Raw genomic sequence first — 11,704 nt, forward strand, 5'->3', positions numbered from 1 at the left:
GGGTTTTACATACTGTTCAGTTTTCAAGGTTCTTTGTTGTTGCCTCAGCAGCAACTTTTATAGTTTATCAAAAGTTTTTGCTTTTGTCAACACTTTTTTATTTTTTTACAAATCCACGTTTTTTTGAAATTTTTCTGAGTTCATCAAGAATCTTCAAATCATTTCTTTCGTTTCGTGTTTTGTTTTTGTCCTTGTCTCGAAGACGTATGTTATGATACCAGAGCATTCCCGGAAAGTCAAGCATTTTTCTAAATTTGCTATTTTATATATTTTTTTGTGATTTTCAAGAATATTCTGGCATCATTTAAACAGAGCTATTTCTATATTGCTGTTCTTTCTTCTACAATTTTATTTTCTAATCAGCAGCTGGAACAGTTCTGACAGGTTCTGCAATCGCGTGCTGTCTGGTTCTATTGATTTTCATTACCTTCTCGGGTTTTCTACGTAATGTGTTCCTTCTTTCCCATCCGTTCTGCTATCTTTCTGGCGCTCTCGGTCACTGCCAGACCGCCTTCACTCGTCTCACGTAAAGCAGCCGGAAGCGCATTGCCGATCCGACGCATGGAATCGATGACCTCGTCTGCCGGGATTGCACTCTTGATTCCCGCCATTGCCATCTGCGCACTGACCGCCGCATTGACGGCGCCGGCGGAATTCCGCTTGATACACGGAACTTCAACCAGACCACAGACCGGATCACAGGTTAGTCCCAACATATTTTTGAGGGCAAATGCCGCTGCATTCGCGATACACTCCGCATCGCCGCCCTGCAGATATGCCAGCCCCCCTGCTGCCATCGCACTTGCTGAACCAATCTCCGCCTGGCATCCACCCGATGCACCGGCGATGCTCGCATTTTCTGCAATAACCGCACCGATTCCTGCACTGACAAAGAGCGCCTCGACCATCCGGTTCTCCGTTTCCTTACAATATTCCTCATACGACAAAAATACCGCCGGAATCACCCCGCATGCGCCCGCCGTCGGAGCCGCCACGATTCGTTTCATACAGGCGTTGGACTCTCCCATTTTCACCGCTTTTTCCATCACAAGCCCCATGTATCCGCCCGCCAGGCTGCGACCGGAGGCATTGTATGCGTGCAGTTTTTCTCCGTCGCCGCCCGCCATTCCACTTGCCGAGACGATCGAGCCGTCGTATTCCTGATCTGCCTGGCGCATCGCCTGATACATCTGCCGCATTGTTTCAAACGATTCTTCCACCGTCACCTGGCGTTCCTGCACATCTGCCAGAAGAACCACCTTCCAGAGCGGAATTTGATGTTCGTTCGCTAAGCGGACCAGATCACTCACTGAATGATATAACATTTCCATTTTCCCGTTCCATTCCTTTTCTTATATGAACCTTTCCTATCGAAGACTTAAATATGTTACCTTTCGGATACCCTCCTGACGGCGCAGCCACACAAGCCCTTCTTCCGGAATCTCTTGATCGCACTCAATAACCATCACTGCCATGCCGCCGCGCGCCGCACGGTAGAGCTGCATCGTCGCAATATTGATCGATTTGTGCGCCAGCATCGCCGTCACATCCGCCACATGTCCCGGCTGATCGTCATTGTGGACAACCAAGGTTGGATAACTGCCGGAAAAATTGGCTTCAATCCCATCGACCTTCGCAATATTGATCCGGGAACCGCCCAGTGATTCACCTACTACCGTCAGACTGCGCCCAGAAATGCCCTCAAGCTCCAGTTCCGCCGAATTTGGATGCGCCTCTTTTAAATTAGCTTCCTCAAAGGAAAACTCAATCCCTTTCTCCTCTGCCAGGTGAAAGCTGTCCGGAATCCGCATGTCGTCCGGCACCATTCCTAAAAGTCCCGCAATCAGCGCTTTCTGGGTTCCGTGTCCGGTTCCCGTTGCCAGAAATGAGCCGTACAGACCAATCCTTGCCCGCTTAACCGGTTCCCCAAGAAGCTTCTGCGCCACAAATCCAATCCGAACCGCGCCCGCTGTGTGGGAACTGGACGGTCCGACCATCACCGGACCTACTATATCAAATAGATTCATATTTCTTTCCTTTTCTCTCGTTTACTTCGCCAGGTAGCCGCCATCCACCGGGATTACCGCTCCCGTTATATATTCTGCCGCGTCACTCGCTAAAAACACGGTAATTCCTGCCAGATCCTCCGCCTTCCCCCAGCGGTGCATCGGGATCCGCGCCGTTACCTCTTCATACTGATCCGGATTTTTGGCTTTCATGTCCGATGTGAGCTTTGTCTCCATATAACCAGGTGCGATCGCATTGACGGTCACACCACACGATGACCATTCATTGGAGCAGGCTTTCGTGAGCTGCGCCACACCGCCCTTACTTGCCGCGTATGCCGGTATCATCACACTTCCGAAGAAGGAGGTCATCGATGCCACATTAATAATCCTGCCGTATCCACGCTGCAGCATATCCCGCGCCGCCAGCTGAGACATCTGGAACATAGCACCTAAATTTACTCGCAGAATCCGATTCCACTCTTCCATCGGAAAATCTTCTGCCACGCACCGGTGCTGAACTCCCGCACAGTTTACCAGTATATCCGCCTGACCATCAAGACTTTCCACCAGACGCTTATAGATATTCGGAACCTCCTCTTCTCTTACCAGATCTCCCACTATTCCGTGAACCACCACACCGGTTGTCCGTGCAAGCGCATCAGCGCTCTCCCGCACCTTCTCACTTGTTCCCAAAATAGCAACCTCCGCCCCAGCTCTGCACAGTCCCTCTGCCATGCCATAGCCGAGTCCTCTGGTTCCGCCCGTAACGATCGCTTTTTTCCCCTTTAAGCTAAATAAATCCATGAAATCGCGCATCTTTTATTTTCCCTTTCAAAAGCACACATCTGTAAACAGCCCCTCTGCTGCAGATTACGAACTAGCGATATATTTGTTTTTTATTTCCATATATAAAAGCTGCCGCGAAACAAGAATTTCATTCTTTTCACAGCAGCTTTTTTTCTTTTATTCAATGCATTTTCTTCCGCTACCTGACCGGCTGCATCGAGCGATCCGCTTATGCCAGCTTTTCGCCGGTCAGCATCTCATAGCTCTGAAGATATTTTTCAATGGTCTTGTCCACAATCTCCTGCGGGAGTGTCCAGTCATTGCCCGGATGAGCGGTCAGCCAATCGCGTGCAAACTGCTTGTCGAAGGACGGCTGGGAATGTCCTGCCTCGTAGCCCTGTGCCGGCCAGAAACGGGAGCTGTCCGGAGTCAGCATCTCATCACCAAGAACGATGTTGCCATTCTCATCCAGACCGAACTCAAACTTGGTATCTGCGATAATGATACCTTTTTCCAGTGCGTACTCCGCACATTTTTTGTAAAGTGCAATCGTGTATTCACGCAGCTTATCTGCATACTCCTTTCCCTTGCCCGGGAAGTATTTTTCCAGATGATCTACGCTCTGCTCATAGGAGATGTTTTCATCATGATCGCCAATCTCTGCCTTAGTGGACGGTGTGTAGATCGGCTCCGGCAGTTTGTCAGACTCTTTTAAGCCTTCCGGCAGTTCAATTCCACAAACCTTTCCGGTCTTCTGGTAGCTTGCCCAGCCGCTTCCTGTGATATAACCGCGGACGATGCACTCAATCGGAAGCATCTCAAGCTTACGGCACATCATGCTCTTTCCTTCGAATTTCTCCTGCTGGAAGAATTCCGGCATGTCTTTTACATCTACGGAAATCATGTGATTCGGGATAATGTCTTTCGTCAGGTCAAACCAGAACTTGGACATCTGTGTCAGTACCTTGCCTTTGTTTGTCACTTCATTATGTAAGATAACATCAAAGCAACTGATACGATCCGTTGCAACCATAATCAGGCTGTCTCCATTGTCATAGATTTCACGGACTTTTCCTTCTTTAATCGGTTTCATCTCCTGCATTTTTTGCACCTCATTCTTAAATTTTATGGTGGAATCCAGAGCCCCCCTATATCACAAATGTACAGCTCTGTATCCTTCTATCTGATAAATTACCACTTACCCGCCCTTATTGTCAAGACTCGCCTACCCGTTTCCTCCTTAAATCCCAACAATTCAGCATTTTACCCTGTGAAAGGCGGTTTGGTATGAATTTTTCTACGCCTTTTTCTTCCAAAATGGAATAGTAAAAATGCAGCGTTATCTGCCGTTCTTCCCTGCTTAAAGAAGAGTTGGCAAATGACACCGCATTTTATCAATTTACCATTTATTATGTATATGACTCGGATTCTCAGCCCGACACACTCTTACTTATTTCAGAGCTGCAAATCCACGCTCCAGATCCTCGATGATATCGTCGATATGCTCGGTACCAATGGACAGACGGATGGTGTTCTGCTTAATGCCCTGATCGGCCAGCTCCTCGTCGGTCAGCTGGGAGTGGGTTGTTGTTGCTGGATGGATAACCAGGCTCTTTACATCTGCTACGTTTGCTAACAGGGAAAAGAGCTGCAGGTTGTCGATGAACTTATGAGCTTCTGCCTGTCCGCCCTTGATCTCAAAGGTGAATATAGAAGCGCCGCCGTTCGGGAAATATTTCTCATACAGGGCATGATCCGGATGATTCGGCAGAGACGGATGATTTACGTGCTCTACTAACGGATGTTTGGACAGGTACTCAACAACCTTCTTGGTATTTTCCACATGACGGTCGATACGCAGAGACAATGTCTCAGTTCCCTGAAGAAGCAGGAATGCGTTGAACGGGGAAATCGTAGCGCCCATATCACGCAGAAGGATAGCACGGATGTAGGTAACGAATGCTGCCGGACCTGCTGCCTCTACGAAAGATACGCCGTGGTAGCTCGGATTCGGATCTGCGATTGCCGGATATTTGCCGCTTGCTTTCCAGTCAAATTTACCGGAATCTACGATGATGCCGCCCAGAGTGGTTCCGTGTCCGCCGATGAACTTGGTAGCGGAATGTACGACAATATCTGCGCCATGCTCGATCGGGCGAATCAGGTACGGTGTACCAAATGTATTGTCAATGACTAACGGAAGTCCGTGTTTGTGTGCAATCTCAGCGATCGCGTCGATGTCCGGGATATCACTATTCGGATTTCCGAGAGTCTCCAGATAGATAGCACGGGTATTTTCCTGAATTGCACCTTCTACCGCTTCCAGATTATGAGCATCTACGAAAGTTGTAGATACACCGAAATGGGAAAGTGTATGCTCTAAAAGGTTATAGCTGCCTCCGTAGATGGTCTTCTGTGCTACGATGTGACCGCCGTCTGCTGCCAGTGCCTCGATTGTATATGTAATAGCAGCTGCGCCGGATGCGGTTGCCAGTGCTGCAACGCCGCCCTCCAGTGCTGCGATTCTCTTCTCAAATACATCCTGTGTGGAGTTGGTCAGACGTCCGTAAATGTTACCGGCATCTGCCAGACCAAAACGTGCTGCCGCATGGGCGGAATTTTTAAATACATAAGAAGTGGTCTGATAAATCGGAACGGCTCTAGAATCGGTTGCCGGATCCGGCTGCTCCTGACCTACGTGTAACTGAAGAGTCTCAAATCTATAGTTTCCCATCTCAAAATACCTCTCTTTCTTTTTCTGGAAGTTTATTTCCTAGTATGTAAATTCGTTTTTATTTTATATTCATTTTTTTATTTGAGCAAGCGTTTTTCCATTTATTTTCAAGCTTTCTATAAAATAATTGCTTTTTCCGCAATATTATATTTGCTTATGCAAATGTATATTTGGCTTTTTGGGTAAATAAAAAGCCGGACCGCTTAATCTTCTTTAAGCTCCCGGGCAAATGGCTTGCATCTTAAATCGTTGTCATTCTCTTGAACGGCAGATATGCAAATTTACCTGACCATATAAAATGCCCGGGAATTACACATTCGACAACAACACATCAGATTTCCGTTCCATACAATATTCTGTCTTGCCATTGTATCTGCCTCCTTTTCATTTTCATGTTCTTTCCGAACTCGATGGCTTAATGATACTCTTATAAACCAACTTTGTCAATAGGTATTAGGAAAAAACTTTTTTTCTTTGTTTTCCACGCTTTTCTCCTTGAAAGTCCTATTACCTTGCGTTATAATTGGTTAATAGTAAGGAGGTTACCGAATGATATCAACAAAAGGAAGATACGCCCTGCGCGTTATGATCGATCTGGCGGAACAAAATTCTGCTGGATATATACCACTGAATGAAATTGCCACCCGTCAGCAGATTTCTGAAAAGTATCTGGAAATCATCTTGAAGGTTCTGGTCAAAAATAAATTACTGGAAGGACAGCGCGGCAAAGGCGGCGGTTACCGTCTGACCCGTCCGATGAATGAATATACCGCCGGAGAGATTCTGGAACTGACCGAAGGCTCTCTCTCTTCCGTTGCCTGCCTTGCACCGGATGCGCCGCCGTGCGAACGTCAGACAAGCTGTGTGACCCTGCCGATGTGGAAACGCTTTGATCAGGTTGTACACAATTTCTTCTATGATATTACTTTAGAAGATCTGGTAAAGGAAAGTCAGTCTTTGCCGAAAAGTACGAATTAGCATTTATAAATGAACGGTGAAATCTTATCATTCATATTGGCATCGTTTGAAAATCCCATCACTTCGCCCTTTACAAGGATTCAAAAAAGGCATTCCATTTTGACCGAATGCCTTTTTATTATATAGATTTTTCTATTTATTTCAGATTGGAGGCATCTCAAACATTATTTTTTGATGCCTTTCCGCTCCTCTGCCCGCTCGAGCAGTTTCTCCGCCTCTTCCAGAGCTCCTGGAAGATACGCTTCCGTCCACTCTTTTCCGGCTTTTTCCTGCTTCTTGATTGCATCCCAATCCGTGACCGGTTCTCCCTGTTCGGACAGCATCGACTTACCAAACACGTGCGGATGGCGGCGGATCATTTTTTCGCTGGCGCCATCCATGACCTCCCGTACCGTAAACAGTCCTTCTTCCTCCGCGATCTGCGCGTGAAGAAGAATCTGCAGCATTAAATCCCCCAGTTCTTCTTTCAGGTTCTCCGCATCGCCGGTCGCCTCCCAGATATTGATACCGCCAATCACCTCTGCCGCTTCTTCAATGCAGTACGGTTTCAGCGATGTATGCGTCTGCGCCCGATCCCACGGACAGCCGTCCTCGGCACGGAGATGGCGGACCACCTCGCAGAAGCGCATGAACGATGCGGCGCGGTCATTTTCTTTTTTTATCTCATTTGATTCTCGTTTCATTCTCTCTATCCATTTTCTTGTCTGCTTTTATTTCTGAGCTTGTTTATATGCCTATTTTGTAGCTGTTCAGTACCTTCACAGCCACAAGCAAAAATCCATTAAAAATTGCCTACGGCAATGGGATTTTTGCCTGCTGACCCATATTTTCGTACGGTCAGCGCAGTAAATGCGCTGACCTACTGAACAGTTACCCCATTTTTTATTATATTCCAAATTTCACTTTCTGTCAGCCGTAAAATAAATTTGGAATTGACAGTCTGATATTTTTCATTTACAATATAATTATAACAAAACAGATTCTTTTATTTATCGGGACTCCTGCCCGGATGCTCCCTTCGTAAATAAGAGCCATGAATCTTACAGGATACGTGGGTCTTTTTTTATTGCACATGATTCCGATACAGCTACCATACCGGACTGCTTCCAATCTTTTTTGATTTGGAAATTATCCAGTAAATAAGCGCTCGGATCATCCAGATAGAAAATCCCCTGTCAATTTCTGCACAATGCAGTATACCTGGAGGATTGATACCATGACTTTTTATGAAACTTTAGATTCAATTATGAAACAGGATTTTGGCGGTCGCGGACTTTTAGCATCTCTGCCTGCTTCCCCACTTGCGGCTGTGTCTGCTTCTCTCGCCCATGCGAAAAGAGCCGTTCTTCTGACCGGTTTCCCGGTTCGAATGCCAGACGGTTCTATTACCGGCGAGACGGATGGACCTTCCGGAACTGCCAACCTCGCAGCAGCGCTGACGGCAGCTGGCTGCGGCGTGTCAGTCGTAACCGACTGGTCTTCTTATCCGCATCTGGAAGCGGCTCTCCGCTTCCGCGCTCCGCAGGCAACCTTGATCCGTCTGCCGGAACAGAATACGGATAACTTTATCCGCACCTTTATCCATGATGCAAAACCGACCCATCTGATCAGCCTGGAGCGCCCAGGTAAAGCTGAAAACGGACATTATCATAGCATGCGCGGTGAACAGCTCGACGACATGATCACGGATTCGGCTCTTTTCCTGTCTGCTGCCAGAGAAGCTGGTGCCACGGTCATTTCCATCGGAGATGGCGGCAACGAGATGGGAATGGGGACCTTCCGCCGTGAAATTCTCGCAGGTGTTCCACACGGCGAACTTATCTGCACCGCAGAAGCAGCAGACCTGACGCTGGCAAGCGGCGTTTCCAACTGGTGGGGCTGGGGCATTGCCTCCCTGCTCTCCCTGGAATTAGGACGGAATCTTCTCCCTTCTGACCGCACCGAGACAGAATTGCTCCGCCGGGTTGTGGCAGCAGGCGGTGTGGATGGATGCACGAAAAAAGCGGAACTGACCGTTGATGCACTCCCTCTGGAGACGCATCTGAGGATTTTGCAGTCTGTCCGCAAATTGACCGATGAAACACTTAAAAAGCAGACAGCAAAGAGAGAAACTCCTTATTTTTACAGAGAGCGGAAGGTAATGGCAGCTGTTTAGGGACTTTTGGTTTTTTATTTGTTTTCATTTTCATAAAAAAGACCCGCCTATGTATTTCACTACATAAGCAGGTCTTTTTTGAATGATTGTTTAATGCTCGCTTTTTACGCTTACAATTCACTTCTATCGTAACTGTTCAGTACCTTCACAGTCACGCGCAGACCTACTGAACAGTTACCTTTTATCTTCTTTTTATTTGCTCTTACTTTTCTTCCGCAATCTGATATGCCTGGGTCACATTTTTCGTGATCGCTTCCGTTTTCCGATCAGCCGCCACAACCACATGACTCAATGCAAGTAATGCCAAAACGTTCGGAATAACCATCAGCGCGTTGAAGAAATCTGCCAGCGCCCATACTAAATTTACCTTTAACATAGAACCAATGACAATACAAATCACTACGATGAAGGAATAAACCTTTGCCGCCCCCTCGCCGAACAGATATTTCGCATTCGTCAGGCCAAAGAAATGCCATCCCAGAATCGTCGAAAATGCGAAGAACAGCAGGCAGATCGCAATAAAAATAGAACCAAAGTTTCCAAAACTCTGCATGAATGCCGCCTGCGTCAGCGCTGTACCATCCTTGCCGGAGCTCATCGCATCCGTTGTCAGGACTGCAAATACGGTCAGATTTAAAATAACAAATGTATCAATAAAGACACTGATCATCGCACAAAGCCCCTGATGATGCGGGCTTTCTGCTTTCGCACGTGCGTGAGCATGCGGTGTGGAACCCATACCTGCCTCATTGGAGAAAAGTCCTCTCGCTACACCAAAACGGATTGCTTCGCGGACGGTGATACCAGCACCAGCGCCCATTACCGCTTTCGGATCAAACGCGCCCTTGATGATCATCATAAATGCTGTCGGCACGTGATTGATATGAAGACCAATCAGAATCAGGCTTCCTACAATGTAAACGCCTGCCATAACTGGCACAACCTTCTCTACCACAGCTGCCAGACGTTTGGTTCCACCAATGAAAATGAATCCTGCCAGTACTGCCAGCACAAGACCGATCGTGATCGGCGGAATATTGATTCCATATACCTGAAATACCTCTGTAAACGCAGCACCGATCGAGTTGGACTGTACCATATTGCCCATAAACCCAAGTGCTAAAACAATAAAGATAGCAAACAGAGTGGATAATACCTTTCCAAAATTACCTTTAAATGCCGCCTTGATGTAGTAGACAGGTCCGCCTGTCACCTCACCATTTACCTCTGTCTTGTAGGTCTGTGCCAGAACCGCCTCGGAGTAGATGGTCGCCATTCCGAAGAACGCGCTCAGCCACATCCAGAAGATTGCCCCCGGACCGCCGCCAAACAGCGCTGTCGCCGCACCTGCCAGGTTACCAGTACCAACCTGTGCTGCGATCGCCGTCATGATCGACTGAAACGGGCTCATTTCCCCTTTTTCATGTTTTTCTCCGTTCAGGCTGAAATGTCCAAACACATGCTTGCAGCCCTCTCCAAATTTTCTTACCTGAATGAATTTGAGACGAATCGTGTAATAGATGCCCGTTCCACACAGCAGAATCAGCAGAAGAAAACTCCACAGAAAATCATTGCCTTTGTTTACCAGTGTCAAAATCGTGTCCATTTTTTATCCTCCTCTATGTTTTCGTTACGATTCCGGCTCTTTTATAAATCCGGGATCGAGTAATAAAATAAGAGCTGATACAAATCAGCTCTCCAAAGAGTAGAACATATGCATACAATAGAACTCATCCCCTGGTTCCATTGTGATTGGTTGTATGCCCTGTCCTTTTGCCTGAGAGATCAACGAATACCATGGACGTGCATCCGTCTTACACCTTCGGCGCTCCTTCTTGGAGACTCTCCAGAGTGTCCCTGCCTGACTGACCTTCGATCACTCGTCAGGACGGTTCAGTAAACAGGAACGAACTTATGTGAGGTATGCTATCACATTTCTTCTGCTTTTTCAACTGATTTTTATAAATTATACGAAAATCCTCAAAATATTACGGTTCGCGACACGTTTTCCCCCTTTTCATTAAACTGCTCATACTTTTCCCCAATCAAAAGAGAATCCATCTGCGGGTATGCACCATCTTTTAAAATATACGATGGAATTTCCCCTTCTGGCTGCCATCCCGGCTTTTTCCCTCCCCATTCTTCCCGGTTTTGAGCTGCCTCTGCCTCCGTCACTTTCCTCCATGCCGATTCTGCTGCCTGACCACGCTTTCCCTGCTTTGTCAGAGGAATCACTTTAAAATGATATACACCCGCAGTCTGCATCAACGGTACAAAATCGTACTGTTCAGCACTCGTCCGATGCGGATGTCCGACACGCTTCGCATCCCGGTAAAGCATCACCAAATATGCCGAAGCCCCCGGCGCTTTCTTCCACCTGCCAATTCCTCTTTCCGCCCAGCCTGCTGCATCCACCGTTCCTATTATCTCTCCGGCATCCTGTAATTCGATCGTCAAAAGCAACGTAGTGCCATTATCTTTCCGAACTGCCTTGCTGCATACCGCGCCAAGCCCTGAAAACTGGATGTCCTCCTGGCGAAGGACGGAAAAAGAATCATCTGCGTCGGATTCCAGTTCTATTTCGTATAGAATTTCCGGAGCAGGTTCTTCTGCATGGATTTCTTCTATCTTTCGTTCTTCTAAAGAAACTTCTTTGGTACCTATATTTTCAGAGTCGGCTTGTATGCTCCCTTTATATTGTTCATTTTCTTTTTTTTCCACCTCTGCCCCATCCATCGCCGGTCCGCTTGCCGAATCACCGGAGATTCGTTCCACACCAGTGACGCTATATGCCCTGTCCCGGCTTTCTGCCTCCAAAACAGGCATTCCCATTTCATCAAACTCTTCTGCTGCCAGCCGAATCCTGACCTGATTGATGGATGCCGCGGCAGCGGGAAAACATCCCGCAGCCGCCAAGCTCAGTACGGCTGCTCCGAAGAGCAGCCCTTTCGCCATCTGATCCATAAAATCCCTCCTCTCCCACTTTATGTACTCTCGAAATCTTTCTGTGCTTGATTTTGTGAAATGTTTTTTGTTAGCCGC

The 11,704-nt window shown here is 47.4% G+C and carries 10 protein-coding genes and 1 riboswitch; of the genes, 2 read left to right on the forward strand and 8 right to left on the reverse strand.

Going from position 1 to position 11,704, the window contains the following annotated elements:
* Window positions 1–440 precede the first annotated feature (440 nt).
* The 5 genes from sdaAA to DWV73_RS05975 all read right to left on the reverse strand — a co-directional run bounded on the left by sdaAA (window position 441) and on the right by DWV73_RS05975 (window position 5,529).
* Window positions 441–1,325, reverse strand: a complete 885-nt coding sequence (sdaAA, locus tag DWV73_RS05955) for an L-serine ammonia-lyase, iron-sulfur-dependent, subunit alpha (RefSeq protein WP_117796300.1) — start codon at window positions 1,323–1,325, stop codon at window positions 441–443.
* A 42-nt stretch (window positions 1,326–1,367) separates the two neighbouring features.
* Window positions 1,368–2,027: an L-serine ammonia-lyase, iron-sulfur-dependent subunit beta gene (gene sdaAB, locus DWV73_RS05960; RefSeq protein WP_107000463.1), complete on the reverse strand. Its 660-nt coding sequence runs from the start codon at window positions 2,025–2,027 to the stop codon at window positions 1,368–1,370.
* Between the two features lie 21 nt (window positions 2,028–2,048).
* Window positions 2,049–2,813, reverse strand: a complete 765-nt coding sequence (locus DWV73_RS05965) for an SDR family oxidoreductase (RefSeq protein ID WP_333549887.1) — start codon at window positions 2,811–2,813, stop codon at window positions 2,049–2,051.
* Between the two features lie 211 nt (window positions 2,814–3,024).
* Window positions 3,025–3,897, reverse strand: coding sequence for a phosphoribosylaminoimidazolesuccinocarboxamide synthase (locus DWV73_RS05970; RefSeq protein ID WP_022359439.1), 873 nt, complete (start codon window positions 3,895–3,897; stop codon window positions 3,025–3,027).
* Between the two features lie 348 nt (window positions 3,898–4,245).
* Window positions 4,246–5,529 carry an O-acetylhomoserine aminocarboxypropyltransferase/cysteine synthase family protein gene (locus DWV73_RS05975; RefSeq protein WP_107000465.1) on the reverse strand — a complete coding sequence of 428 codons (1,284 nt, stop codon included), beginning with the start codon at window positions 5,527–5,529 and terminating at the stop codon, window positions 4,246–4,248.
* A gap of 549 nt (window positions 5,530–6,078) precedes the next feature.
* On the opposite strand from DWV73_RS05975, the gene DWV73_RS05980 reads away from it, so the two are divergent.
* Window positions 6,079–6,507, forward strand: a complete 429-nt coding sequence (locus tag DWV73_RS05980; protein WP_117796150.1) for an Rrf2 family transcriptional regulator — start codon at window positions 6,079–6,081, stop codon at window positions 6,505–6,507.
* Window positions 6,508–6,671: 164 nt separating this feature from the next.
* Here DWV73_RS05980 and DWV73_RS05985 read toward each other — a convergent pair whose 3' ends face one another.
* Window positions 6,672–7,190, reverse strand: coding sequence for a MazG nucleotide pyrophosphohydrolase domain-containing protein (locus DWV73_RS05985; protein ID WP_207661062.1), 519 nt, complete (start codon window positions 7,188–7,190; stop codon window positions 6,672–6,674).
* Between the two features lie 533 nt (window positions 7,191–7,723).
* On the opposite strand from DWV73_RS05985, the gene DWV73_RS05990 reads away from it, so the two are divergent.
* Window positions 7,724–8,662 carry a DUF4392 domain-containing protein gene (locus tag DWV73_RS05990; protein WP_117796151.1) on the forward strand — a complete coding sequence of 313 codons (939 nt, stop codon included), beginning with the start codon at window positions 7,724–7,726 and terminating at the stop codon, window positions 8,660–8,662.
* 202 nt (window positions 8,663–8,864) lie between these two features.
* Here DWV73_RS05990 and DWV73_RS05995 read toward each other — a convergent pair whose 3' ends face one another.
* Both DWV73_RS05995 and DWV73_RS06000 read right to left on the reverse strand, forming a co-directional pair.
* Window positions 8,865–10,268, reverse strand: a complete 1,404-nt coding sequence (locus DWV73_RS05995) for a sodium:alanine symporter family protein (protein WP_117796152.1) — start codon at window positions 10,266–10,268, stop codon at window positions 8,865–8,867.
* 149 nt (window positions 10,269–10,417) lie between these two features.
* A riboswitch (glycine riboswitch) is annotated at window positions 10,418–10,522 on the reverse strand.
* Between the two features lie 120 nt (window positions 10,523–10,642).
* On the reverse strand, window positions 10,643–11,626 hold the full coding sequence (locus DWV73_RS06000) for a hypothetical protein (protein WP_117796153.1): 984 nt from the start codon (window positions 11,624–11,626) through the stop codon (window positions 10,643–10,645).
* Window positions 11,627–11,704: the final 78 nt, after the last annotated feature.

The organism is Clostridium sp. AF12-41 (genome assembly GCF_003461685.1).
Taxonomy (GTDB): domain Bacteria; phylum Bacillota; class Clostridia; order Lachnospirales; family Lachnospiraceae; genus Otoolea; species Otoolea fessa.

What these genes read in the sequence shown, in the direction of transcription:
- sdaAA (WP_117796300.1), bottom strand. Translation starts at nt 1,325, where the DNA reads ATGTTATATCATTCAGTGAGTGATCTGGTCCGCTTAGCGAACGAACAT.
- sdaAB (WP_107000463.1), bottom strand. Translation starts at nt 2,027, where the DNA reads ATGAATCTATTTGATATAGTAGGTCCGGTGATGGTCGGACCGTCCAGT.
- DWV73_RS05965 (WP_333549887.1), bottom strand. Translation starts at nt 2,813, where the DNA reads ATGGATTTATTTAGCTTAAAGGGGAAAAAAGCGATCGTTACGGGCGGA.
- DWV73_RS05970 (WP_022359439.1), bottom strand. Translation starts at nt 3,897, where the DNA reads ATGCAGGAGATGAAACCGATTAAAGAAGGAAAAGTCCGTGAAATCTAT.
- DWV73_RS05975 (WP_107000465.1), bottom strand. Translation starts at nt 5,529, where the DNA reads ATGGGAAACTATAGATTTGAGACTCTTCAGTTACACGTAGGTCAGGAG.
- DWV73_RS05980 (WP_117796150.1), top strand. Translation starts at nt 6,079, where the DNA reads ATGATATCAACAAAAGGAAGATACGCCCTGCGCGTTATGATCGATCTG.
- DWV73_RS05985 (WP_207661062.1), bottom strand. Translation starts at nt 7,190, where the DNA reads ATGAAACGAGAATCAAATGAGATAAAAAAAGAAAATGACCGCGCCGCA.
- DWV73_RS05990 (WP_117796151.1), top strand. Translation starts at nt 7,724, where the DNA reads ATGACTTTTTATGAAACTTTAGATTCAATTATGAAACAGGATTTTGGC.
- DWV73_RS05995 (WP_117796152.1), bottom strand. Translation starts at nt 10,268, where the DNA reads ATGGACACGATTTTGACACTGGTAAACAAAGGCAATGATTTTCTGTGG.
- DWV73_RS06000 (WP_117796153.1), bottom strand. Translation starts at nt 11,626, where the DNA reads ATGGATCAGATGGCGAAAGGGCTGCTCTTCGGAGCAGCCGTACTGAGC.